The sequence below is a fragment of the Faecalicatena orotica genome (assembly GCF_905197545.1).
GTDB lineage: Bacteria > Bacillota > Clostridia > Lachnospirales > Lachnospiraceae > Faecalicatena_A > Faecalicatena_A orotica.
Window position 1 is genome coordinate 232,225 of record NZ_CAJJZH010000004.1, and the last position, 26,946, is coordinate 259,170.

The 26,946-nt window shown below is 41.9% G+C and carries 19 protein-coding genes; 17 read left to right on the forward strand and 2 right to left on the reverse strand.

Annotated features, from left to right (window positions below; translation table 11 throughout):
- Positions 1-71: 71 nt before the first annotated feature.
- The 6 genes from ABIN22_RS10585 (at position 72) to ABIN22_RS10610 (ending at position 7,002) form a co-directional block, all read left to right on the forward strand.
- Positions 72-227, forward strand: coding sequence for a hypothetical protein (locus ABIN22_RS10585; protein ID WP_181368682.1), 156 nt, complete (start codon positions 72-74; stop codon positions 225-227).
- Between the two features lie 31 nt (positions 228-258).
- A complete protein-coding gene (locus tag ABIN22_RS10590) occupies positions 259-732 on the forward strand; it encodes a hypothetical protein (RefSeq protein ID WP_346908464.1) in 474 nt (157 codons plus the stop codon).
- 11 nt (positions 733-743) lie between these two features.
- Complete coding sequence (locus tag ABIN22_RS10595; protein WP_109731423.1) at positions 744-1,076, forward strand: hypothetical protein; 333 nt, start codon at positions 744-746, stop codon at positions 1,074-1,076.
- A 21-nt stretch (positions 1,077-1,097) separates the two neighbouring features.
- On the forward strand, positions 1,098-1,775 hold the full coding sequence (locus ABIN22_RS10600; protein WP_118618234.1) for a hypothetical protein: 678 nt from the start codon (positions 1,098-1,100) through the stop codon (positions 1,773-1,775).
- Positions 1,772-5,605, forward strand: a complete 3,834-nt coding sequence (locus tag ABIN22_RS10605) for a right-handed parallel beta-helix repeat-containing protein (protein WP_346908467.1) — start codon at positions 1,772-1,774, stop codon at positions 5,603-5,605. Before ABIN22_RS10600 ends, ABIN22_RS10605 begins: the two co-directional genes overlap by 4 nt.
- A gap of 218 nt (positions 5,606-5,823) precedes the next feature.
- The gene (locus ABIN22_RS10610) at positions 5,824-7,002 is read left to right on the forward strand and encodes a C40 family peptidase (RefSeq protein ID WP_242996059.1); all 1,179 of its coding nucleotides are present in this window, start codon (positions 5,824-5,826) and stop codon (positions 7,000-7,002) included.
- 91 nt (positions 7,003-7,093) lie between these two features.
- Here ABIN22_RS10610 and ABIN22_RS10615 read toward each other — a convergent pair whose 3' ends face one another.
- A complete protein-coding gene (locus tag ABIN22_RS10615; RefSeq protein WP_109731426.1) occupies positions 7,094-7,462 on the reverse strand; it encodes a VOC family protein in 369 nt (122 codons plus the stop codon).
- A gap of 286 nt (positions 7,463-7,748) precedes the next feature.
- Between ABIN22_RS10615 and rpsB the strand changes: the two genes are divergently transcribed.
- On the forward strand, positions 7,749-8,501 hold the full coding sequence (gene rpsB, locus ABIN22_RS10620) for a 30S ribosomal protein S2 (protein WP_109731427.1): 753 nt from the start codon (positions 7,749-7,751) through the stop codon (positions 8,499-8,501).
- A gap of 98 nt (positions 8,502-8,599) precedes the next feature.
- Positions 8,600-9,523: a translation elongation factor Ts gene (tsf, locus tag ABIN22_RS10625; RefSeq protein ID WP_346908470.1), complete on the forward strand. Its 924-nt coding sequence runs from the start codon at positions 8,600-8,602 to the stop codon at positions 9,521-9,523.
- A gap of 313 nt (positions 9,524-9,836) precedes the next feature.
- On the opposite strand, the gene ABIN22_RS10630 is transcribed toward tsf, so the two are convergent.
- Positions 9,837-11,054, reverse strand: coding sequence for a helix-turn-helix domain-containing protein (locus tag ABIN22_RS10630; protein WP_346908472.1), 1,218 nt, complete (start codon positions 11,052-11,054; stop codon positions 9,837-9,839).
- Between the two features lie 181 nt (positions 11,055-11,235).
- On the opposite strand from ABIN22_RS10630, the gene ABIN22_RS10635 reads away from it, so the two are divergent.
- The 9 genes from ABIN22_RS10635 (at position 11,236) to ABIN22_RS10675 (ending at position 26,905) form a co-directional block, all read left to right on the forward strand.
- On the forward strand, positions 11,236-12,624 hold the full coding sequence (locus ABIN22_RS10635) for an MFS transporter (RefSeq protein ID WP_346908474.1): 1,389 nt from the start codon (positions 11,236-11,238) through the stop codon (positions 12,622-12,624).
- 30 nt (positions 12,625-12,654) lie between these two features.
- Positions 12,655-14,916: a glycoside hydrolase family 3 C-terminal domain-containing protein gene (locus ABIN22_RS10640; RefSeq protein WP_346908476.1), complete on the forward strand. Its 2,262-nt coding sequence runs from the start codon at positions 12,655-12,657 to the stop codon at positions 14,914-14,916.
- Positions 14,917-14,935: 19 nt separating this feature from the next.
- Positions 14,936-16,219 carry a glycoside hydrolase family 1 protein gene (locus tag ABIN22_RS10645; RefSeq protein WP_346908478.1) on the forward strand — a complete coding sequence of 428 codons (1,284 nt, stop codon included), beginning with the start codon at positions 14,936-14,938 and terminating at the stop codon, positions 16,217-16,219.
- A 125-nt stretch (positions 16,220-16,344) separates the two neighbouring features.
- A complete protein-coding gene (locus ABIN22_RS10650) occupies positions 16,345-16,593 on the forward strand; it encodes a polya polymerase (RefSeq protein WP_346908480.1) in 249 nt (82 codons plus the stop codon).
- A 3-nt stretch (positions 16,594-16,596) separates the two neighbouring features.
- On the forward strand, positions 16,597-17,979 hold the full coding sequence (locus ABIN22_RS10655; protein ID WP_346908482.1) for an MFS transporter: 1,383 nt from the start codon (positions 16,597-16,599) through the stop codon (positions 17,977-17,979).
- 140 nt (positions 17,980-18,119) lie between these two features.
- Positions 18,120-19,367 carry a helix-turn-helix transcriptional regulator gene (locus ABIN22_RS10660; RefSeq protein ID WP_346908484.1) on the forward strand — a complete coding sequence of 416 codons (1,248 nt, stop codon included), beginning with the start codon at positions 18,120-18,122 and terminating at the stop codon, positions 19,365-19,367.
- 48 nt (positions 19,368-19,415) lie between these two features.
- Positions 19,416-22,310, forward strand: coding sequence for an alpha-L-rhamnosidase (locus ABIN22_RS10665; RefSeq protein WP_346908486.1), 2,895 nt, complete (start codon positions 19,416-19,418; stop codon positions 22,308-22,310).
- A gap of 18 nt (positions 22,311-22,328) precedes the next feature.
- Positions 22,329-24,722 carry an alpha-L-rhamnosidase-related protein gene (locus tag ABIN22_RS10670; RefSeq protein ID WP_346908488.1) on the forward strand — a complete coding sequence of 798 codons (2,394 nt, stop codon included), beginning with the start codon at positions 22,329-22,331 and terminating at the stop codon, positions 24,720-24,722.
- A gap of 113 nt (positions 24,723-24,835) precedes the next feature.
- Positions 24,836-26,905: a hypothetical protein gene (locus ABIN22_RS10675; RefSeq protein ID WP_346908490.1), complete on the forward strand. Its 2,070-nt coding sequence runs from the start codon at positions 24,836-24,838 to the stop codon at positions 26,903-26,905.
- The last annotated feature ends 41 nt before the right edge of the window (positions 26,906-26,946 follow it).

Here is a 26,946-nt window from a genome sequence, read left to right on the forward strand (position 1 = left end):
AGGATGCTTTGTGAAACAAGTATATAGAAGGCAGAAAAACTGTTTTATGATATGTGATGGGAGTTTAGGATATGAAAGAGTTTATAGAAGAATATGGCGGGATTATGATGGCATGCTTTATGGGGCTTTTGTTTCTAGGGGTGATGTCCGGCCTGCTGGACCCGGACGGGGGCTTAAGCCGCCTTGCAGTCATCTTTGCAGAAGGGATCGGAACCCTGTGCAGCTGAGAAGTGCCGGGATGAAAGGGAGGTGCATAACTTGAAGGCGGTGATTGGTGAATATGGAAAAGTGATCATTCTCGCGCTGGTTTTATCGGGGATGGTGCTGTTTTTATTCGGGAAGGGAGAAGACGGATTCCTTGGAATGCTCGCAAGCACAGGCCCTGCAGAGACGATAGGGAACAAAGATGCCTTTGCAGCTGCAAACGCGATCGCCTCAAGAGCACTCCCGGAATTGTCCGTCAGAGTGAAGAAGCTGAGAAGGGGAACGGAGTATAACCTGCTTGACCGTGACTTGTTTGAGATCACGGCCAAAAATGAAGACGGGGAAAATGTGGAACTTTCTATCGTGAGAATCATTGCACCCGGAGAGCAGGATATTACGGCAGTGACGGAGCCGGAGCATTTTACACCCGGACTACAGGGCGAATACAGAATGACATACAGGGCATTAGAAATCTACCTCACCAGTGAGAAGGCAAAGGAAAAAGAGTACCGCTTTATTGCAGACTGAAAGGAGAGAAGATGAAAGGTGCGGTTGAAACAATGATCGGAATGATCATGATTGCTTTTATGGCAGTACTCAGCACAGCGTATATCACGGCATCTTTGAATACGCAGAGGGCACAGAATTATCACTCAGCTGTGATCGCGGAAGTGGAGGCTGGTGATTTTTCGGAAATTGTGATACGCGGCTGTAAGGAAAAAGCAGAAGAAAACGGTTATGCGGGTCTGGAGGTCGAACCGCTTGTGACTGCCGGCGGCGGGAAATATGCGAAAGTAACGCTTACATATGATTATACCATTCCTATGCTAGATTTATTTTTAAAACATGAGATAGTAGGCTATGCCAGATAATAACAGGGAGGAATCAGATTTATGAAGAATGCCGTCATAGGCTTTTTCTTGGTAATCATCCTGATATTTTCAGGAGTTGCCATTCAAACGGCAGAAGACAGGACAACACGGAAAAATGAACTTGACAACAGTCTGGGAGCGGCGATGGAGCAGTCGATGAAGATTCTGACAGTCAATCCGGTGTACCATATTGAAAAAGAGGACGGAAGCGATGAACTGGCAGCAGATTTCATTCAGGGCTTTCTGCTGAAAACAACAAGCAACTCAGACTATACAATAGAAATTCTGGATATTGATGTGGAAAAGGGACTTCTGGATGTCCGGGCAGAGGAAACCTACAAGCAGGTGATAGGACATGGAAAGATATCCTGCCGGAAGACCGTAATTCTGGAAGACCTTGTGGAAAAGGAAGATATCTTTTACCATGTGTCATTTCAGGCAGGATACGCGGAGCATAAAGGTGAAGAAGAGAAGGACTATGTGCTTAAGCAGATCAGTATCCACAGTGGTGACAATCTGACGGCGGAAGCCCTTCCCAACATTAACATGGATAAGGAGGGCCGGAGATTTCGCGGGTGGCGGATAGTGAAACCTGAGGACCATACAGGGATACTGTATAACAGGGAAAACATCAGTGACATATGTGTCACGGAAGAAATCGTACTGCAGGCTGTTTACCAGACGGAGGAAGTGATATGAATAAAAGGGTGAAAGTAATCATTATGTTAATTATTGTGCTCCTGATCTCTGGTCTCTGCTTTCCGATAATCAGTGAGGCACAGATGACTCCTGCAGAAGAGATTTTTCAGGATCCGGATTATGATTATCATGAGGCCGTGTATCAGCTATTCAGGGAAGAGGATGTTGTTTCTATATTAGCCAATGCAGATACCGGTAAAAGGGATACCTTTATGGAGAGGCTCTCAGAAGATGAACTGTACGGGCTGATGCTGCTATACAGGTATGCGCTGGTGTCGGCAACAGTTCAGGATTGTATACAGGCTGAAGGCGGGAACTCTGCAAAGGATGAGGACAGCATAAAAGAAAAGATTGAGAAAGAATTGGAATTTTACGGGGAGCTGATCAACAGGCTGGATGAAACTGCAAAACATCCGGATGCTGATATGGAAGAATGTGTGGAAAATGACCAGATTAAGTCCGGTGCGGATAATCAGAATGATGCAGGGACAGAAAGCAGCCCCGCGGAGGAGTATGAAACTAATGTAGGTCCGGAAGCAGAAAACGTGGACGTGCAAAAATCCCGGGAACAATCAGCATATGCCATATTTCGGGAAACTATAATGGCGAATGACAGTGATATCGAAGCATATGGAGGAGAAATTAATGATTTTGAAGGCTATGCGGCATACCTAAAAACAAAGACTGACTGTAACATTACTGAGCTGATCCGGCTGCTTGAATGTATGGAAGAGAGGGAAGAGGACAGCACCGGGCAGACTGAAGCGGAAGTGAAAGTTCTTTTGTACAGCATGTACGCAGAGGCGCGGAAACCAGATGAGAAAGAGGAATCAAAAGAGCAGGATAAAACACCGTTTATGAGAGCTGCACCATCGGGTATAATGGGGGCGGTACGGGCAGGAAGTCCTGCTAATGCAGTTGCCAGAATAGGGAGTACTTATTATACAACATTCAACAGTGCATTTAATGCCCTTCCGAATGGAGGAACTCTTTATGTCCTGCGTAATTGTGAGGCCACGCATATTGTGACAACCAAGTCATTTTCCATATATCCTGAGGGGCAGAATGTGAAGGTGACTTTCAATGAATCAAAACTGGAACCTGCTGGGATTATCTGTACTCCTCAGGGAACAGGGAACCCTACGTGGACAATTAGCGGGAAAGACGGGTACACGATCACGTTTGACGCGAACAAAATGGGGAGTTCGGGCGTTCTCAGCAGTCATAATGCAGTTATTTACCTAAAGAGCGGTGCCAGACTCACAAATTCGCGGGGAAATGGAGTATGGAATGAATTAGGCACGACAAATGTTTACGATGGCGCATGGATTTATAATAACGGTTCACACGGTATAGCTACATTCGGTACGGTCAATATCTATGGTGGGAAAATATACGGCAACAAGTATGACGGGATGCGTTCACAGAAAGCGATCAACGTATACGGCGGCGAAATCTATAATAATCAGGAATGTGGAGTGCATGTCGGTGAAGGAAGCTGTACGTTCACCATGACCGGGGGTGCAATTCATGATAACATAACCGGTGTCGGAAATATAAACGGTCAGGGGACTATTCAGATCAGCGGAGGCGAAATCTATCATAACAAGAAGAATGGCATCAGCACGCAGGGACGGCAGATGACAATTACAGGGACTGTACGTATCCATAACAATGCAGAAAGCGGCATAGTAATAGGCGGAGGCACGGCATCAGTCACGGGAGGGAGTATCTTTGAGAACCCTGTTTCCGGCATTATAAATAGAAGCACTTTAAACATCAGCGGGGGTGAAGTTTATTCCAATACGGCGCAGAACGGCGCCGGAATTCAGAACTATGGCACCATGAACATGTCGGGAGGCAGTGTGACCGGAAACCGTGCAGCAGGTGCAGGAGGCGGAATCTGCCTTCAGGCAGGAAGTACATTGCAGCTCAGTGGCGGAACGATTCGTGGCAATACAGCCGGCATTGGGAAAGGAGTCTATCACAATGGCGCAGCGATGAAAATGAGTGGTAATGGCGCTGTGGATACAGGGAACGATGTTTACCTGTGTGCAGGAAAGTACATATCTGTTACAGGGAGGCTGGGCGGACAGCACGCGGCAGTACTGACACCTGCTGATTACAGGAACGGCCGAAAGGCCGCGGAATATGCTTGCGACAATAAAAAAGGCAGTACTTGTTTCCGGCAGTTTAGTTTATCACCTAACGGCAGTTACTGCCTGCGCCCCGGAGACTATCAGGACTCCCGGTCCGGTGCATCTGACGGAGATATTGTATTGAGTACAAGATACCGGGCTCATTATCAAAAGAATATTGATGCGGACATTAAGGATATGCCGGGAGAGACAGATAAATACTGGTATGAAACCGGATCTCTTTCTTCTCTGACTCCATCCTCGGATCTGGTAAAATTCAGAGGCTGGTCGGAAAACAGCAGTGCTGACACGGCACAATACCAGCCCGGGGCTGAACTCAATTCTTCCGTGAATAAAGACATTACATTATATGCGGTCTGGAAGACGAAAATTAAGATAAATTATGCCAGTAATAAAAACGTGCAGGGGCAAGTAAAGCCAGATTATGTGACATGGAAGGAATGTACAGCGGGCCGCGGGTACACTGTCCGGAAGAATGCGGAATTTACGCAATATGAGAGAGAACAGTCCTCCTTTGCAGGGTGGGATATTACATCGGATGCACCGGCAAAAACAGTGCGTTTTCCTGAGAGACAGACATCTATCCTTTCATATGAAGATCTGCTGAGACTGGCAGCAGAGCAGCAGGGCAGCAATTATTCAAATGAAGAATTCCTTCAGGAGATCACCCTCTATGCAGTGTGGGATGAAGCACCTGTCATTTCGGCGGACGGAGTGACAGAGTTTTACGAAGGGACAGAAGTTACAAAAAAGATGCTTCTGGAAAATATGAAGGCTGCTGACCGGGAAGACGGCGATATCTCCGAAAGCATCAGGATCCTCCAGATAAAATATGCAGACGGCAAATTATCCGGCGGGGAAAAACAAAAAGGGCAGACAGACACGTGGGAGACGAACATGCCCGATGATTATACGCTGGATACATGGTTTATGCAGATGGACCCCGGGGATTCACCGGTTGTCCATAAAATTAAATATGCTGTCACAGACAGTTTCGGGAATGAAACAAAATATGAATGGACTGTAAAGGTAAAATATAATGAATTCCCAGAAATTGAAACAGAAGACTGGTATTTTACTCTGGAAGAGGCAAAAGCTGGTGCGATAACGGAGGAAACTCTTCTGAGGGATGCTATTTTCGCGGGAAGGGTAAAGGCGAAAGATAAAGAAGATGATGAACTGTATCCCGGAAAAATTCAGGAAAACTTACAGCTCTTGGATTTTCATGCGGAAGATTTTGTAACATTTGAAGAATCAGGATATGTGGTGGTCACCTACTGTGTAAAAGACAGTATGGGGCCCGGTGGTGAAGGGAAAGAAACCTTCCGCCAGAGTACGGTACATATTTTAAAAGACGGGGAAGTGGTAAAGCCGGAACCAGTAAAATATGTAAGGTTTATCAATCAGGAATATTACGAAAAAAACCTGGATTCAGGTAATGAGAAAAATGGCGGTCTGGCCGCTGATTCCAAGTGGTACAAGGACCCTGTGTACAAAGAAAAAATAACCGGTACATGGGAGTGTAAAAACGGAACTGGAGAAATCTGGGAATTTAACAAAAATGATGTCAGAGAGGTGAAAAATTATGTGAAAAAGCACGGAATTGGAAATAGCAGGGAAGAAAAAGCTCTGAAACAGTTTGTTAACAGTTTCGGGTATGCCAGAAAGTAATATTAAAGTCTAAAATATTACGCAAATGTTAAAAAGATATTGCATTTTTTTCACTTATCCTTTATAATTCATTTTGTATGAACATAAGATGAAAATTACATAACCCCAAATTATGTTATTTTTCAATAAATCCTGTTGAAAAATGCTGAAGAATATTGTATAGTAAGGACATATATGTGGGGACATAGATAATAAATAAGTTAAGGATGGGTGAATTTATGAAATTAAAAAAAGTACTTAATATGTTAGTGGCAACAGCAATGACATGTTCTATGGTAGCTGTGCCTGTATTTGCTGCGCCAAATACATCAAGTCTGGAATCAAAGAAGAGTGCTGTACAGAGTGAAGTAAACAGCCTGCAGTCACAGTTGTCAGAACTGATGTCCAAGATGACAGATCTGCAGAATCAGTTGATTACAAAAGGTGAAGAGATCACCAAGGCTGAGAAGCAGTTGAAAGAAGCGGAAGAAAAAGAAGCACAGCAGTATGAAGACATGAAGCTTCGTATTAAATATATGTATGAAGAGGGTGACGGCACAGCCGTAGAGAGAATCTTAAGCTCAGGCAGTATCGCAGAGATGCTTAACCAGGCTGAATATACCCAGAAAGTACATAGTTATGACAGACAGATGTTGGACGAGTATGTTGAGACGGTCAATGAAGTAAAGGACTTAAAGAACACACTTGAAGAAGACATGAACAAGCTTGAGGACATGCAGACAGAATATGAAGCCCAGCAGACTGAATTAAGTACTACAATTGAGAATAAGAGTGCCGAGGTTGCCAATCTGGATGCACAGATTCAGGAAGCAGCAAGAAAAGCAGCAGAGGAGCAGGCTGCAAGAGAGAAAGCTGCTCAGGAAGCTGCGGCAAAGAATAATTCCAATAATAACAATAGCAACAATAATAGTAATAACGCGAACACTAACAATAACGGCAATGAGTCAGCTGTTGATAATAACAACACCGGAGGCGGAGAAAGCAATGGTGGAGGTACTTCTAATCAGACACCAGAGGCTCCAAGTACCCCGGAAAACTCAGGCGGTGGTTCAGGCAGTGCGGGTAATACAAGTGCTGCACAGACAATTGTAAATGCAGCATGGTCACAGATCGGAGTTCCTTATGTATGGGGCGGAACAACACCATATGTCGGACTTGACTGTTCAGGACTTACACAGTGGTGCCATGCACAGGCTGGAATCTCTATTGGACGTGTGGACTCTGCACAGCTGGCAGGTGGAATGCCGGTAAGCGATCCGCAGCCGGGAGATATTGCATGGACACCCGGACATGTGGCGATTTACATAGGCGGCGGCCAGATGATTGAAGCACAGCAGCCGGGAACAACAATTTGTGTCAGCTCAGTACGTGCTTCAGCATATGTAAGATACTGGTAAGAATAAAGCAATAAAAAGAATCCCAGACAATGTGGGATTCTTTTTTTACCGCTTTTTTATTGACAAAAGATAGAGATTCTGGCATATGGCATTATTTTTCAGGAACAATCTCCAGCCAGTATCCATCGGGATCTTCAATGAAGTAGATTCCCATTTCAGGATTTTCAAAACAGACACAGCCCATCTCTTTATGTTTCTTTAAAGCTGCGTCGAAGTCAGTTACACGGAATGCCAGATGAATCTCGTTGTCACCAAGTTCATACGGGCGGTCCATATCGCGAAGCCATGTCAGCTCCAAAAGATGCGGTGTCGTGCCGTCTCCTAGGTATACAAGGGTGAAGCTGCCGTCATCAGCTTCTTTCGTGCTTGAAACCTCCAGACCAAGAGCTTCTTTGTAGAAGTTTAATGACTTTTCCAGGTCGTACACATTTAAATTGTTGTGAGCAAATGTAAATTTCATATCTTACCTCCATAAGGTGTATTATTATTGAGCTGCAGTATATGTAATATGCCCGGAAACAGTATGCCCGGACATATTTCACACCTTTAGCATAACACAGACAATATACTACAGAAAAGCCTTGCATTCCAGTATTTTCTATGATATACTACAACCGTTGCAAAAAAACACGTATGCGGATATCTTTGACGGTGCCTAAGCCTGTTTCAGCGTGCTGATTAAACAGTCCGGTCTCAAAGAAGAGTAAAAGCATACGGAAGTTAAAAACCAAACGGAGGAAAGAAACATGAGCGTTATTTCAATGAAACAACTTTTAGAAGCAGGTGTTCATTTTGGACATCAGACAAGAAGATGGAACCCTAAGATGGCTCCTTACATCTACACAGAGAGAAACGGCATCTACATCATCGACTTACAGAAGTCTGTAGGAATGGTTGACGATGCATATCAGGCAGTTGCAGACATCGCTGCAAACGGCGGAACAATCCTGTTCGTAGGAACAAAGAAACAGGCACAGGATGCAATTAAGGCAGAAGCAGAGCGCTGCGGTATGTTCTATGTTAATGAAAGATGGCTCGGTGGTATGCTGACTAACTTCAAGACAATCCAGAGCAGAGTACAGCGTTTAAAAGATATCGAAAGAATGTCCGAAGACGGAACATTCGACGTACTTCCTAAAAAAGAAGTAATCGAACTGAAAAAAGAATGGGCTAAGTTAGAGAAGAACCTTGGCGGAATCAAAGAAATGAAGAGAGTTCCGGATGCAATCTTCATCGTTGATCCTAAGAAAGAAAGAATCTGTGTTCAGGAAGCTCACACACTGGGAATCCCGCTGATCGGAATCTGTGATACAAACTGTGATCCAGAAGAACTGGATTACGTAATCCCGGGTAACGATGACGCTATCAGAGCTGTTAAATTAATCGTTTCCAAAATGGCTGATGCAGTAATTGAGGCTAATCAGGGAGCAGCAGGCGAAGAATATTATGAAGAAGCTGCAGATGAAGCAGTAGCTGAAGAGACTGTAGAAGCAGAGTAATTACGGACTTAAGATGCTTCAGCCTGTGGATACAGGTTGAAGCATTTTTGTAATAAGGGATTAGAAATATCAAAATAATCATAATGGAGGAATGAATCATGGCAATTACAGCAGGAATGGTAAAAGAATTAAGAGAAATGACAGGCGCAGGAATGATGGACTGCAAGAAGGCTCTGACAGAGACTAACGGAGACATGGATGCAGCAATCGAATTCTTGAGAAAGAACGGACAGGCTAAAGCTGAGAAGAAAGCAGGAAGAATTGCAGCAGAAGGTATCGTTAAGACAGTCGTTAAAGATGATAAAGTGGCAGCAATCGTAGAAGTAAATTCAGAGACAGACTTCGTTGCAAAGAACGCAGATTTCCAGAGCTTCGTAGAAGCAGTGGTAAATCAGGCAGCAGACTCAGATGCAGCGGATATGGATGCATTTATGGCTGAAGCATGGGCAGAGGATACATCTAAGACTGTAAAAGATGCATTGGTAGAAAAAGTTGCAGTTATCGGTGAAAACTTAAACATCAGAAGATTTGAAAAAGTTGTAACAGACGGATGTGTGGTTTCTTACATTCACGGCGGCGGACGCATTGGTGTCCTTGTTGAAGCAGAAACTGATGTAGTAAACGACGAAATCAGAACATGCTTAAAGAACGTAGCAATGCAGGTTGCAGCTATGTATCCGAAGTATGTATCCCGTGCAGAAGTATCTCAGGAATACATGGATCATGAAAAAGAGATTCTGTTAGCTCAGGCTAAGAAAGAGAACCCGGAGAAGCCGGAAAACATCATCGAGAAGATGATCATCGGACGTCTGAACAAAGAACTGAAAGAAGTTTGTCTGTTAGACCAGGCATATGTACAGGACAGCGACCTGACAGTTGCTAAGTATGTAGAGAAAGTAGCAAAAGAGAACAACGCTAACGTAACTGTTAAGAAGTTTGTTCGTTTCGAGACAGGAGAAGGTCTTGAGAAAAAACAGGAGGACTTTGCTGCTGAAGTGGCTGCCCAGATGGGAAGCAACTAGATTTTTGAAAACATCCCGAATAGGGCTGAGAAATCCAGTATTTATGCGGGATAATGAACTTTTAAGAGTATCGTAAAATATCACCATTTATCACCAAGATTTGACTTATATGTACTAATACTAATCTTGGAAATTTTCATTCTACAATTTACAATTAACCTAAAGGGTGCTGTTTCACACTTCGTGTGGCAGCACCCTTTTTCTGAAGACCCTGATTGTAACCCGGATAATCTGTGCAGAAAGGATGAAGAGTAAAAATGGGCAGCATCCCACCCCTCAAGATTGAGGGGCAGGGGAGTTGAATAGCCGAAGGCTATTTTTTATTTAACTTGCTCAGCCGGTATTCTTTAGGCGTACACCCTGCGATTTTTTTAAATTGAGCAGAAAAGTAGCTTGGAGTAGAGTATTTTAACACTTCGCTGATCGAGGAGATAGAAAGCTTTGGATCCAAAAGCTGTTTCTTGGCATATTCAATTTTGGCACTGGCCAAATGTTCTTTAAAGCTTTTTCCTGTTTCTTTTAAGATCTGCCTGGTTAAATAATAGGTAGAATAGCCCAGTGTTTTGGCGATTTCAGAGATGTCAACAGAGAGGGGGATATTGGCGTGAAGCATTGCCAGGCTTTCTGTTACGGCATAGGAGTAGGTGGTTTGATTTTTCAGGGCATGAACCTGATGGATAAATGTGGAATACATGTTGTTTCCTATTAGAATTAACTCATTACCATTCTGACAGGCTTCTATCTTTTGGATATATTGATCAGACAGATTGTAGGCTGTTTCAGAAGGAAGTCCTCCACGAATTGCGGCGCGAGCAACTAATGTAGTATATACGATCATTTCATTTTTTCGTTGACGAATAGGGTCTCCTATCGCCATAGTCCCTACGGTTGCATAGTTATTTTCCATATGATTACTGCTTTCAAAATAGATATTTCCGAAAACAACATTTTCCAATATTTTTTGCTCTATGGCATAGCTTCCATGATAGTTCGTTTTGGCAGAAATCTCGGAAATGGGAGTGCTTTGTTCTGGGAGAGTTGTACTCATTGTTGAAGCATAAATATCTTCTGGCTTAAATGTTTCGTGAAATAGGCAATAGTAAAGCATACTGCCCAAATGTGTAAAATAGATCTGTGGCATGACAGGAATATTGGATACCAGATTGATAAACTTGATCTGGGAAGATACGCTCATATCTTTAATACTCATTCGCTCTCTTAAAATATTTTCGGATATCGTAGTGATCAGAATAGGACCAAGGATATAATAGCCTTTAGAATAGTCCTGTCCCTGATAGGTCAGGACGATCCAGGACAAACCAAAGTCATCATCCAGAAAAGCAACCCGTGTATCAGAATCAGCATCTATTTTTTCTGTATTCTTTCCAAGGAAAAAAATATTTCGAAGCTCGTTTGAACATGGGCTGTTGGTATAGATCAAATCCCACTCAAAATTATAAATCCAAAAGGAAACCTTTTCTGTTTTCAAAAAGATATCAGCTACTGTCTCTAAAGTAGTGTTCTGTATCATTTCTGCACCTCATCATTCTTTTCTTAAAATAAATTATATCAAAAATCCGTTAAAACTGTCAAAAAATATATGAAATATATTTATGCACCTAATAACTAATAGAAATATATAAAAAATAACAGAAAAATGAGCGGGAAAGAGATAGCATTGCATTAACAAAAAGAGTAAAGGAGTATCTCAAATGAAAGAAAAGAAAAAAACGAATTGGTTAAATCCAGAAACAACGGCTGAGAATGAAAAGCTGCCAAGATATGTTAAATGGGCTTGGACGTCCAGAGGTTTATCACTGGCAATCAATGTTATCCTCATTATGCAGCTTACCTACTATTGTACGGATATGCTCGGTATGGCACCTCTTTTAGTGGGCACCTTATTACTTGCTTCCAAGATCTTTGACGGTGTGACCGATATCTTTGTTGGATTCATTATTGATAAAACAAACTCTAAACTGGGAAAAGCTAGACCGTATGAGATATTCATCCTTTTGGCATGGGGATTTACAATCATGCTTTTTTCGGCACCAAAGATGGGAACAATTGGGCTTAGCATCTATGTTTTTGTTTTGTATACGTTGATCAACTCTATATGTGCCACTTTCTTAAATGGTGGAGATGCGGTTTATCTGGCACGAAGCATTAGAAGTGAAAAGAATCGTGTTTCGGTTATGGCATTTAATGGTGGAATCATCATGGTATTCTCGATTATTATCTCTATGCTCCTGCCACAGCTAATCAATGGAATCGGAACAACGAAAGAGGGCTGGACCATTATCGCACTGATCCTTGGTGTTCCAATGGCTGTAATTGGTATTCTGCGATTTGTATTTATCAAAGAAGTTGTTAGTACTGCAAGTGAGCAGAGTGAGAAAAAGGAAACCATTTCTGTCAAGGAAGGCTTAAGATGTATCTTCAAAAACAAATATATCTGGATTTTAGCAGGTATGGGCTTGACAGTTTCGATAATTACAAATATTGGTTCTGCGACACAGACATATTATTTTAAGTACATAATTGGAAATATTGGTTTGGCTACCTTAGTCTCTCTTAGTGGATTGGTTACACCAATCGTTATGATTTTCTTCCCAGTTCTTTCACGTAAACTGGGGACTATAAAGCTGATTCGAGTAGGTGCAGTGATCGGTGTAATAGGATACGTCATTCGTACCCTGGGTGGATCAAATCTTGTGATGCTTACGGTTGGTTCGCTGCTTGCTGGTATAGCAGTATTACCACTCTCTATGATGATGAGCATTTATTTGATTGACTGTATGGATTATGGTGAATGGAAGACAGGAACCAGAGTAGAAGGACTTATGAGCTCTGTCAATAGTTTTCTGGGTAAGTTGGGATCCGGAATCGCTTCAGGTATTGTAGGCCTGATCATGGGCCTCGTAGGTTATGATGGAACACTGGCAGTGCAGTCAACACTTGTCAATACCACTATTATTGCTTTGTTTAACTGGCTGCCATTAGTTATGACGATTTGTTTATTAGTTCTTGCGGTAATTTATAAGCTGGATAAAGAATTACCACAGATCAAAAAAGAGTTACAGGCAAAGCATAATGCATAAGGATATTTTTTTGAAAGGGAGAAGGGAAAAATGACGATAGAAGAACGTATTAAGAAGATGTCGCTGGAAGAAAAGGCTGCGTATCTGACTGGAAAAGACTATTGGTATTCAAAGGATAATGCAGAATTATATCTTCCTGCATTTATGATGTGCGACGGACCAAACGGGCTTAGAAAGCAGGAAGGTGAGAGCGACCATCTGGGAATCAACAAGAGTATAGAAACAGTTTGTTATCCTTCCGCCAGTGCAGTTGCATCTACCTTTGATACAGAGCTGGCAGCAAAGCTTGGAGAGCATTTGGGAGAAGAATGTCAGAGAGAGCATGTCAGCATTCTCCTCGGACCAGGGCTAAATATCAAGAGAAGTCCTCTGGGTGGCAGAAACTTTGAATATTATTCGGAGGATCCATACTTATCAGGAAAAATGGCAACAGGATATGTGAAGGGACTACAGTCTAAGCATATTTCTGCCTGTCCTAAGCATTTTGCAGCAAATAATCAGGAAACACGTCGTATGAGTGGAAATTCGATTGTAGATGAACGTACGCTGAATGAAATCTATCTTACAGCGTTTGAAATGGTGGTAAAAGAAGCCAATCCACATTCCATCATGTGTGCCTATAATCAGGTAAACGGAACCTTTATGGCCGAAAACAAAGAGCTGTTGACAGATGTCCTTCGAGACAAATGGGGATTTGACGGATTTGTCGTCACAGACTGGGGCGCAGGCAAGGATTCTGTAAAGGGTGTAGAAGCCGGCCTTGATCTTGTGATGCCGGGTGGTCATGATGCGGGTAAGGATGCCATAGTTGCAGCAGTACAGGAAGGAAGACTGGAGGAGAGTAAGGTCGATCAGGCTGTCAAAAATATCATGAGCACTATGTTTTGGAGTCTGGAAGGACAACCGGTGAAAGCGCCTGTTTCGGATGATATCACAAGAGCCAATGATTTTGCTTTTGCCAGAGAACTGGCTGAGAATGCAGCGGTTTTATTAAAGAATGAGAAGGAGATTCTTCCTTTAAATGAAAAGGAAAATGTTGCCTTTATCGGCGCATTTGCCAAAACACCTCGCTATCAGGGCTCAGGATCCAGCCATATTAACAGTGCCAGAGTAGTAAGCTCACTGGAAGCAGCAAAGGAGCTTTCTGTCGTATTTGCAGAAGGTTATGATATCAAACAGGAGGACAGAAATGAAGCACTCCTGCAGGAAGCTGTCAAAGTGGCAAAGGAAGCAGACAAGGTCGTTGTCTTTGCAGGACTCCCTGATTCCTATGAATCAGAGGGCTCTGATCGTAAGAGTCTGGATATGCCAGAAAGCCAGAATCAACTGATTTCTGAACTGGCAAAGGTAAATGAAAATATTATCGTAGTGCTTCATAATGGTTCGGCCATCACAATGCCTTGGATCAGTGAAGTAAAAGCTGTACTTGGAATGCACCTGGCAGGAGATGCCTGTGGACAGGCAACCGTAAATCTGTTATATGGAAAGGTAAATCCATCTGGTAAGCTGGCAGAAACCTATCCATTGAATGTAGCACATAATCCAAGTTATCTGAATTTTGCAGAGGCGGATGGTAATCCTGTTTATCAGGAGGGTGTCTTTGTGGGATATCGATATTATGAGAAAAAGCAGATGGATGTCCTGTTTCCATTTGGATTTGGATTGAGCTATACAAGCTTTGCATATGACAATCTCGCTATAGAAAAAACAAAAATGACAGATCAGGAAACCATCAAGGTATCAGTCGATGTGACAAATACAGGAAAGGTGTTTGGAAAAGAGGCAGTCCAGCTTTATGTTGGAAATGCGGAAGGCCGACTTCCTAGAGCAATCAAGGAGTTAAAAGGATTTGCCAAGGTGGCACTTGGTCCAGGTGAAAAAAAGACGGTAACCTTTTCTCTGGATAAAAGAGCGTTTGCTTATTATGAAGTAGCGATTCATGATTTCTATGTAGAAAGTGGAAAATACGAAATCCTTGTAGGTAGTGCATCAAATAATATCCACGTCACTGGAAAGATTGCAGTAGAAGGTACTGTTGAAATCCCTCATCACTTTACCATGCAGTCTACAATAGGAGAAATCTTGTCTACTACAAAAGGCCATGCAGTACTAGAACCTATGATGAAGGCTATGACACAGAAATCCGACTCGATGGATACGGAAGCTCTTGGTGAAGGATCTGCCGAAATGGCGGCAGCGATGGCTATGGAGATGCCGATTGGAGCCTTGATTGGTCTGGCAGGAGTTCCAGCCGAAAAGATTATGCAGATTTTAGAGGCAGTAAACAATTAATTAATGTAGGAGGTTCTATATGAGTTTTTCAAAGAATTTTATGTTTGGTGCAGCAACGGCTGCTCATCAGGTAGAAGGTAACAATATACATAGTGATTTTTGGGCTATGGAGCATATGAAGTATTCCAGCTTTGTTGAACCATCCAATGAAGCGGTGGATCACTATCATCGCTATCAGGAAGATATTTTACTTATGAAAAATGCAGGACTTAATACTTATCGTTTTTCCATTGAATGGGCAAGAATTGAGCCAGAGGAAGGTAAATTTGATCAGGCTGAGGTAGGCCATTATAGAGAAATGCTTCAGTTTTGCAACGATCAACAGATCACACCGATTGTTACCCTGCATCATTTTTCAAGCCCCAAATGGCTTATCACAAAGGGCGGATGGGCTTCCGGGTATGTGGTGGAGGCATTTGCGAAATATTGTAGATTTGTTGTTACAGAATTAGGCGAATATATGGGATACATCTGTACGATTAATGAAGCAAATATGGGTCTGCAGCTGCAAAAGATTACCGAAGAATACAAAAAGCTGGCACAGAACGCTCAGAAGCAGGAGAATGCGAATAAAAATGGAAACGTTCAGGTGGGAGTCAACCTTGATATGGAAAAGATTATGCTTGGAATGAAGGAACAGGGAGAAATCTTTGCCTGTGATCCAAGAAAGGTACATACTTATCTGAGTGGACGAACAGTAGAACAGGATATGATCATTATGCGTGCCCATCAGGCTGCGGTAAAAGTTATTAAGGAGATTAATTCAGATTTAAAAGTGGGTCTAACCTTATCATTGTTTGATTATCAGCCTGCAAAAGATGGACAGGAAACAGCGGATAAATTATGGAATGAAGATTTTGGTATTTATCTTCCATACTTTAAAGAGGATGATTTTCTTGGAGTACAGAATTATAGTCGAAAGATCGTTGATGCAAATGGAACGCTGCCTCCGGCAGAAGGAACCCCTGTCACCCAGATGGGCTATGAGGATTATCCGAAATCTCTTGGCAATGTGATTCGTAAAGTTTCAAGAGAGTTTAAAGGAGACTTGATCGTAACAGAAAATGGTATTGCAACATCAGATGATGAAAGAAGATGTGCTTTTATCCAGGAAGCATTACAGGGAGTTTCTGAGTGTATCGCAGAGAGGATACCGGTTAAAGGCTACTGCTACTGGAGCCTTATGGACAATTTTGAATGGCAGGCAGGATTTGGAATGACTTTTGGTCTGATCGCTGTTGATCGAAACAGCCAGATGCGTTATCCAAAGAAAAGTCTGGAATATGTCAAAAACATAATTTAAATTCTAAATGGTTAAATATTCATCCCTAAACTCCAATTTTGATATAAGGATTTTACTGGTTCTATTATACAATGATGTTATCAAATGAAAGACATGAACAAACAAATATCAAAGGAGGACAATCCATGAAAAAGAAACTGAGAGGCGATATAAATGTTTCTGAAATGTTAAAGGATGCACGTAAATGCAAAGGTGAGGTTTATATTTCTACGGATGAGGGAGATATTTTAAACTTAAAATCGATGCTTTCACAGTATGTAGTAGTTATTCTGGCTGGTCAGCAGGAATTGTTAAAGGCAAGTTATCTGGTCTGTGAGGACAATGCAGATGATGAGATTATGAAATTCTATACGCAGACTAATGGAGGAAAATAAACTATGGGAGCAAAAGGACAAAAAAATAAAGTAAATTCGGATGACAAGCTGAAATTTGGAACGTTAATGATCTGGCAGGGAAGAATGATTTCAACGGCTGTCGTAACATTAATATTTTCGTATCTAATGGTATATTGTACCGATACGTTAAAGATTCCGGGAAGATATGTTGCGGTAATTCTGATCTTAAGTAAGGTCTTAGATGGAGTAACTGATACCTTTGCTGGTTTTATTGTGGATAAAACAAAGACAAAATTCGGAAAAGCCAGACCATATGAGGTTTTTATTATTGGATTGTGGCTGACAACATGGCTTTTGTTTTCAACTCCAGAGAAATTTAGCATCGTGGCAAAATGTATTTGGGTATTCGCTATGTATGCTCTTTCTTGTTCTATTTGTAGTACGTTCCTTACTGCAAATAGTACATCTTATATGGTTCGTGCCTTTAAAGAAAAGCAGATTGTTAAACTTACTTCTTATGGAAGTGTTATTACAATGCTGGCGGCAGCTATATTTAATATCGCATTCCCTACTTTGGTTGGAACGATTGCAGTTTCAGCAACAGGTTGGAGCAGATTGATTGGACTTTTTGCCATTCCTCTTGCAGGAATCGGTATCTTAAGAATGATTTTCATTCCGGAAAAATATGATGTAGATGCTTCTTCAGGTGAAGAAGTGAGAGTGAAAGATATCTCTCGCGTTATGAAAACAAATAAATATATTTTGATTTTGGCTTTAATGAATTTTGTTTTTAATTTTGTGACAAATATGGGAGTTGAAACATACTACTACAAATACATTGTTCAAAATATTGGACTGATGGGTGTGACCAGTGTTGTAACGATTATTGTGATTCCTCTGGCCTTTGCTTTTCCTAAATTAATTGCAAAGTATTCGGTTGTGAAATTAATGATTGTTGGATTTCTCATTTCAGCTTTTGGGTATTTGCTTAACTTTTTCGCTGGAACCAGTATCGTGATATTATTAGTGGCAAAAATCTTAACAGGAATGGGAACCGTTCCAGCCAGTATGTTGTTAGCACTTGTCATTATTGAATGTGCTGATTTCAATGAATGGAAAGGTATTCCTCGAATGGAAGGTACTATGACCAGCATTACCGGGCTCGCATCAAAAATTGGTGCGGCGCTTGGAACAGGTGCTCTGGGAGTGATTATTGACTTTGCTGGATTTACAGGTGATCTTGCGACTACTTCAGAAACATCACTGACAGCAATTCGCTTATTATTTAGTATTGTTCCAATGATTCTTTACATATTAGTTGCAGTATCCCTGAAGGGGTATAAGTTAACGAAGCTTATGCCACAGATTAAAGAGAATATTCAGGCAAAAAGAGAATCAGCAGAAACTGCTAGTGAAATGTCATAAAATCATATGAAGGATGGCTCCGGGTAAAATGGTTTTCTCAGTGCTGTTTGTATAGGTTAATTACGCAAAAAGGATTGCTGTTTCTTATATGGATAAGTATACTATAAATGTGAAAGTAGTATGCAAATAGGAGGTGGCTCATGTTTAAGCTCAACGACGATTATCCAGTTACAATCAAACTAAGAATAATGGCCGGACAGATCTTTGCAGCGGCTGAAATCGGAATGTGGTGTTTTGCAAGCGATCAAAAGCTGTATTATACAACATGTCCGAATGAAGTGGAAGTTTTATCCTTTCTGCAACTGGGAGGTTGTATGGAATATGCTTTTTCCAGAAAAGAGGGATGGGAAAAGCCGGTTTTTTTAAGTGATCAGTTGGGAATGGGATGGATTGCTGAAAGTGTCATTGATGATTTTGAAGATCAGTTAATGATCATAGTTGGGCCTTTTTTCTTAAATCATACTTCGATGAAGCGAGTGGAAGCAGGCCTTCGAAAACAAATCAATTCCGTAAAGCTTTTACATGATTCCCTGCGCCTGATGAGTCAGATTCCTGTAATTACTACATCAGTGGCATATCAGTTTGCATCTATGCTGCATTATACGATTACGGATTGCGTGATTCGGGAACCTGATTTTTATTTTCAACAGAAGGCTGACTCAGAAACAGTAAAGCTTGTTGATTATTACGATGAAGATTATGCAGCAGTTCCGGATCAAAATGACAGAGCGGTCGATTGGGAGATGAGGTTAATGGAAGCCATCAAAACAGGTAATCTGAGCTATACAGAAATATTAAAAGGCGCTTCCAACTATAGAGAAAACTATCTGACAGATACAAAAGATACGCTTCGAGATGGAAAGAATACGATGATTATTTTTAATGCACTTTGCAATCGTGCATCCATCGAGGGTGGTATATCGATTCGTACGGCCAGAGAGATCGAACATTCTTATATGGAAAAAATTGAAGCAAGCGAGACGATAAGTCAATTACAGGCATTAAAGAACAAGATGTTGGAAGAATATGTAAATCGTGTTCGTGAAATTCAGGATCATGGCAATATTTCAAAAGAGATCCAGGGGTGTATGGATTATATCAAGACCAATTTGCAGAAATCATTGGATGTAGATGAGATTGCTGGATTGTGTGGATATACCACATATTATTTTACCAAGAAGTTTTATAAAGAAGTTGGCGTGCGTGTAACAGATTATATCAAGCAGGCCCGAATCGAGTATGCAAAGATTGCACTGATTTCTACACAGAAAAGCATACAGGATATCAGTGATGCACTTCAGTTTGGAAATCGCAATTATTTTAGCCGTGTTTTCCGCGAAGTCGTTGGCATGACGCCAGCAGCTTATCGAGAACGTATGGGAAGATAAGTATTATGATAGAAAAAGAGCTCAATATAAAAAGAGGAGAATAAGGCTATGAAGCTATATGATTTACAAGTGAATCATCTGACAAACCCGATTGGATTTCAGATGGAAAATGTAACCTTTAGCTGGAAAGTAAAAGAAGCAAAAGGAAAGAAGCAAAAGGACGCCAGAATTATTATTGCGGAGGATGCTGACTTTGAAAAGATTGTTACAGACACAGGCTTTTGTGGTGATTTACGCAGCATTGGAAGCAGAGTGGAGATGGGATTAGAACCATGTACACGATATTTCTGGCAGGTGACAGTTCGGACGGATGTGGATGGAGAAGAGGAAACGAGTGAAACAGCTTTCTTTGAAACAGCGAAAAGAGAGCTGTCATGGAGTGCAAAGTGGATCACCTGTGATTCAGGAGACTATAAAGCAGAAGTATCATCCAGAACAAAGAGGCATCCAATTTTTGAAAAGAAGGTTTCCAAAAAGGAAAAGGTTGCAAAAGCACGTCTCTATGTGAGTGGACTTGGTATGTATGAAGCATACTGGATACCACAGGGAGAAGAACTTACAGATAATCTGTTGGATCATGAGGAATACCGGATTGGAGAGGAGTATCTGACACCGTACAGCAATGATTATAATCAGTGGGTACAATATCAGACCTTTGACGTAACAGAGAAAATGCGAAGTGAAAGTGAAAATGGGACACTTGCCATTTTACTGGGAAACGGCTGGTATAAGGCCAGGTTTGGCTTTTCAGCAGCGGAGGATATCGGCTTTTATGGGGATGAGTGGAAGCTAATTGCCGAGCTACATATATGGTATGAGGATGGACAGGAAGAAGTTATTTCTACGGATGATAGCTGGATGGTTCGAAGAAGTACGATTGGTTTTTCAAACCTGTATGATGGGGAACTAAGAGATGATACCTTAGAGCAGTTGCCACTGGAACAGGCCAGACTAGCCGATGCACCTAAGGGAAAACTGACAGAGCGACTCAGTCTTCCGGTTCAGATTCATGAAACATTTACCCCTGTTGAGCTGATCCATACACCAAAGGATGAAGAAGTGTTTGATATGGGGCAGGAGTTTTCTGGTATTTTTGAACTAAAGGTGAATGAACCTGCGGGAACAAAAATTCATATTCAAACAGGTGAGATCCTGCAGCAGGACTGCTTTTATAATGAAAACCTAAGATCTGCAAAGTCCGAATATATCTATATCTCTGATGGTTTGCCCAAGACGGTAAGACCGCATTTTACTTATTATGGTTACCGTTATGTGAAGGTGAGTGGTATCAATCATCTGAAAAAGGAAGATTTTAAGGGATTAGCACTCTATAGTGCAATCACACAAAAGGGTACGGTAGAGACAGGGGTTCCTCTCGTCAATCAGTTCCTGTCAAATGTCCGCTGGGGACTGAAGAGTAACTTCCTGGATGTTCCAAGTGACTGCCCGCAGAGAGATGAGCGAATGGGATGGACTGGGGATGCACAGGTCTTTTCCAGTACAGCGATGTATTTAGAGGATACCTATGCCTTTTATCAGAAATATTTGTATGACATGTATCAGGAGCAGCTTGACTTAGATGGCAAAGTTCCTGATGTGGTTCCATCCTGTGGTGTGGAGTCCTGCGCTTGTGTCTGGGGAGATGCGGCCTGTATCATTCCTTGGAATATGTATCAGGTATATGGAGATAAAACAATTCTGGAAAATCAGTTTGAGAGCATGAGAAGCTGGGTGGATTACGTCTCTCGTGTGGATGGTGATAACCATGGCTGGCGTTATGTATTTCACTATGGAGACTGGCTGGCACTGGACAATCCAAATGGAAATATCGAACAGGTTATGGGCGCGACGGATGAAGAGTTTATAGCTAATATCTATTATGCTGCCAGTGCCGGGATCGTGGCAGATGCAGCGAAGGTTTTGGGAAAGAAAGAGGAAGAGCAGTATTATAGAGCACTATCCGATACACAGTTTCAGATTGTAAAGGATGAATATTTTAGTAAGAATGGCCGATGCTGTGTCAAAACACAGACAGCACTTGTGCTTGCTCTAAAATATCATCTGACAGATAATGTGGAATTGACCAGAAGCCAGCTTAGAAAGCTGTTTAAGGATAATGGAGATAAGCTAAAGACTGGTTTTGTCGGAACACCTCTTCTTTGTAATGTATTATCGGAAAATGGCTTTTCGGATCTGGCATTTACGCTTTTGCTGAATCGAGATTTTCCGGGCTGGCTGCATGAGGTAAAACTGGGTGCGACCACTGTTTGGGAGCGCTGGAACAGCTTACTGGATGATGGGACGATTTCTGGAATCGAAATGAATAGTATGAATCATTATTCCTATGGAGCTGTCACAGACTGGATCTTCCGTCATGTTGCAGGGCTGGATCCGGATAAGAACCATCCGGGATTCACCAGGGTAAATCTGAAACCTCAATTTAACTGGAGACTTCGAAAGGCGGATGCAAGCTATGATTCGCCAGCAGGTTTGTATCAAAGTGGCTGGGAAATGACCGCGCCTGATCAGGTGAAGCTGACTGTTACCGTACCATTTGGGTGTGAAGTAAGAGTAATGCTTCCTTATGCTGAAAAGCTGTTAAGCAGAAGAGAACTGGAACTAGAGAAGGAAGAATTCCAAAATCCAATTTTTAGCAGAGTTGAGGAAAGAATTTTGATTCTACAGCCGGGAAGCTACGAACTGGCATATACCCTGGATCAGCCATTAAAAAAGGTATATACCGTTGATACACCGATTCAGGTGCTTTTGAACGATAGTGATGTTGCAAATGAGATTTCCAAGGTGCTTCCGATTCGCCGTATTCCGGCGCAGTATGTTGACCGGTCCATGAGGGAGATAAAGGAAGAAATATACAGTGGTTTCATTCCGGATGAGATCTACCAGAAAGCACTGGATTTCTTTGATAATTATAACGCAGAATAAAAAGGGAGAGCTATGAAGATGCTTAAGATTGCAAAGCCTGTCTGGGCAAAGAGTCTTACAAATGAATGGAATCAGTTTCTCGGATTTTTTACAGAATTTGATATGGATAAAGGGCAGATTATAACAATTAAAATCGCTGCACGCTCCTATTATCGAATGTTTGTAAATGGAGAGATTATTGCCTGTGGGCCTGCAAGGACTGCGCATGGATATTGCCGGGTGGATGAGATTACATATCAAGTATCCGGAAAGGTGCAAATTGCAGTGGAAGTAGCCGCATTAAACAAACCCGAAAAATATAGTAATGACTGCACGCTGGAGCCCGGTCTGTTTGCCTGCGAGGTAGTAGATTCTAAGGAGAATGTGATTACTGCAACAGGAGATTCCTCATGGAAATATCAGGAGCTGCTTTCCAGACGCTCCCTAGTTGAATTGATGAGCCATTCAAGAGGAATCGTAGAATGGTATGATCTGGATCAACATAGCTTTGACTGGAGAATGGGACAAGGATGTTTTTCCATTCCGATAATTTTAGAGGAACAGGTACAGTATCTGCCGCGCCATGCTCCTTTGGCCAGCCTGCGGCCTATTCCAATGGAAACACTGGAAGAGATTTGTGATAGGATCCCGGCAGAAGGGAGTTTAGAATCTCTGATTTCTTTAGCCAAACATATAAATCCTGACTATTATCAATTGATTTTGAAGGAAAACTTCTTTCTGGAAAGCTTGAGAATGGAAAAGGATACTGCATTTACCGGTCAATATAAGCTGGATGATAGCTGGGAAAATCTGGGGAAGGCGGTTACAATCAGATCAGGTAATTCTGAGGCGGCTGTGACATTTGGACGTGAAAAGTCTGAACTTGGATTTATAGATTTTACCATTGAAGTGGAGAATGAATGCTGCGTAGATGTTATAAACTCAGATCATTTGCATATCAGTGGAGAATTGAAAAGCAACACATATGTGACAAGATATTGTTTGCAGCCGGGGCGGTATCACTTGACGAGCTTTGAACCGAAGCTTACCCGATACATCAAAGTGATTCTAAGAACAGTAGGAACGGTAAAAATGAGTTATCCGGTTTTGCTGGATTACTCCTATGACGATAAGAAGGAATGCTTCTTTTCCTGCAATGATGGTGAGCTGAATGCCATTTATGAAGCATCCAGACGCACTCTTCGATTAGATACCTTAGACATTTTCATGGATTGCCCAGAACGTGAACGGGGTGGATGGCTGTGTGATTCGCATTTTTCATCGCAGGGTGCATGGCAGATGTTCGGAGATTTGTCAGTGGAACGTGACTTTATTGAGAACTTCATGCTGACAGATGGGTCCCAAAAATGGAAAGGCTTTTTCCCCGAAGTATATCCGGCAAGCAAGCCGAATCAGGAGACGGCAGGTATTATGACGTGGTCCTTCTGGCTTATGACTGAATTGTTTGATTTTTATAAGCGTTCCGGGGATAGAGCCTTTATTGATGCGTGCAAGGAACGGGTAAGCTGTTTTATCCAAGGTTTGCTGTCGCTTCGTGGAGAAAGCGGACTATTGGAAGGACTTACGGTTCAGTTTGTTGATTGGTCACATTCAAATTGTGCTTCCTGCCTGGAACCGATCAATATACCAAATAACTGTCTTGCTGTATGTATGCTGGAAAAAATGGCAGACTTATATGGATATGCTGATTGGAAAAGAGAAGCTGATGAGATGCGCAGTATCATCAACGCAATGGATTGCCGAAAGGACCTGGGGCTTGGTAATGGTGACAGTGCTTCTGTTGTAGATGGACAGCTCAGGCGAGGCGATTGCATGACGGAAGCGGGTGCGGCGTATGAAATTTGGAGTGGTTTCCATCTGAAGGATAAAGCGTACATGGATAAATTTGTAAATTACATGGGATATTCTCCAAAATATCGATCAGACCCGAACGTAGGCAAGGCAAATTTGTTTATTGGAATCATTCTGCGTTTTGATATACTGGCTCGCCTTGGTAAAATAGATACGCTAGTTAGGGAAATAAAAAATATCTATTTGGAAGAGCTTCGAGATGGATCAGGAACATTTTTTGAAAATTACAATGCATTTTCCGGCTGTCATGGCGTAAATGGTTTCATAGGAGCGCTTCTGACCAATATGGTTCTTGGATTAGGACAGCCGCATGAACTGACCAAAACAATAAAACTAATGCCACATCCTTGCGGGCTTAACTGGGCCAGAGGAAGTGCAAAATGTTCGGATGGAATGATTTTTATGAATTATAAGGCAGATTACGAAGAGCATGTCATGGAGATTATGCTGCACATGCCTGAAAACTGGAAGTATAAATTTGAAATCCCATTTGAGCTATTGGGCTGGAAGATATTACTCAATGGTAAAGTAGTAGGAAAAGAAAAAGGTGGAATGTCTTAATTTAGATATAGAAAAGTCAATTTTGATATATTCAAAATTGACTTTTCTTTTTATTCTATTCTTAGAAATAAATGAAACAAATAACTTTAAAAGCATAGAATGGGAGGCAGAAAATGGATATTTATGATGCAAAACTGGACGAACAGTTTAAAAATGGAAAAATTGATGTTAGTGAAAAAAGAGAACGAATTTTAGATGATGGGGCAGTAATACCATATCAGTATATTCATGGATATTTTGAGGGGACAGATGTGAAGTTTTCTTTTTGCTTCCCTGAAAAGGAACAGTATGAAGAAAGATTTTATCAGTACCTGTCTCCTTTCCCAGGACCAGATGAAGAGCTGGCTTCCCTTCCTGTAACAGGAATTGATGATAAAGTGGCCTTCTGTCTGGTAAATGGTGCCTATTATGTAGAATCCAATATGGGATCGAAGCAGATGTTTGTGTCATCAGAAGATCCAACACTTTCTTATCGTTCCAGTGCTGCAACAGCAGAATTCTCTCGCCTGATTGCAATAGAGGTATATGGATATGAGCACAGACCATATGGATATGTGTATGGAGGAAGTGGCGGAGGATATCGTACCATTGCCTGCATCGAAAATACCAATGCATTTGATGGGGCTGCTCCATATGTGATCGGATCACCGTATGCAATTCCAAACTGCCAGACGACTCGTGCGCTGGCAGAGAGACTTCTTAGAAACAAGATTGGACAGATTATCGATGCAGTGGATGCAGGTGGAAGCGGAAATCCATATGAAGGACTGGATGAGGTGGAAGCTGCTGCGCTGAAGGAGGTAACAACCTTTGGTTATCCACTCAAGAGCTGGTTTGCCAGTGCTGATTTAAATGATGGTTCCCTTCCAGTGTTACTTCCAGGCATCAAAGAAATTGATACACAGTATTTTACTGATTTCTGGACAAAAGAGGGATATGAGGGTACAGATCCAAGAGAGCATGCATTAGAATATAGAATTCATCTTCAGGTAAAGGTTGTTACAAATTCAATCATGGAATCGGAAAACCATCCGTTAAATAAGGTTGAAATGCAAGATCAGATTGATACGAGAAATGGTGTCAATGATGCCTGGAAAAAAATGATTTCAACTGAGGCAGCAGAAACAGAACCTTGGATTGCAATCGAAAAGTCGGATGGAAAAGAGTACACCTATTTCAAGGGAACAAGAATTTCCATTCTTTCCGGAGAGGCAGCTGGAAAGCTGCTCCAGGTAAAGAAGATGGAAGGAAACAGACTATATCTGGAAGATGGATATGGAACAGATAGTATCACAGATACGTTAGCAATGTTGAAGATTGGAGACGAGATATTGATCGACAATTCAGATTATTTGGCGATTCAGTATTATCACAGACATCAGGTTCCAAGTTCCGATTATTTGGCCTGGGATCAGTTTAGAAATGAGGATGGAACGCCTGGTTATCCGCAAAGGCCAATGTTGGCAGGACCATTTATCAGCGGAAATGGTACAGGAAGTAAACAGACAGGGCTGACCAATGGAAAAATCATCGTTTGTGCTTCTCTGATGGATGAACAGGCTTATCCCTGGCAGGCGGACTGGTATCGTAGAAAGGTCGCATCTGTCCATGATGGAAATGATCAGGATTATATGCGCCTTTGGTATTTTGATAATACCTTGCACGATGATATCACAGCGTCAGTGGATGAACTACATGCAACCTCATATCTGGCTGGACTGAAGCAGGCATTGATCGATTTAGCAAAATGGGTTGAGAAGGGCGTAGAGCCTCTTCCATCTACTCAGTATCAGATGGAGGGGGGACATGTTGTAATTGGTGAAACTGCTTTAGAACGAGGCGGAGTACAGCCAGTGGCAAAGCTTACTGTAAATGGAGAGAAGTGCTGCCGCATAAAAGCGGGAGAAACGCTTACCCTGACTGCCACGGCAGAGGTCCCGGAAAATGCAGGTGCACTTACCTATGTGGAATGGAGTCTCGAGGGAGAGCAGGACTTCCCATATCAGAGTGAGTGGGAACTGGAAAAAGACGGGCAAAAAGGCATTTCCAACATCGGACATACCTACCAGAAAACTGGAACATACTTTGCAGTCGTTCGTGTGAAATCCGAACGAAATGGAGATAAAACAGCTCCGTTTACACAGATCAGGAATATTGACAGGGTAAGAATCGTTGTTGAATAATAATTTCACCTTTGATAGGAAAAGAAGGATTATGGAAGGTC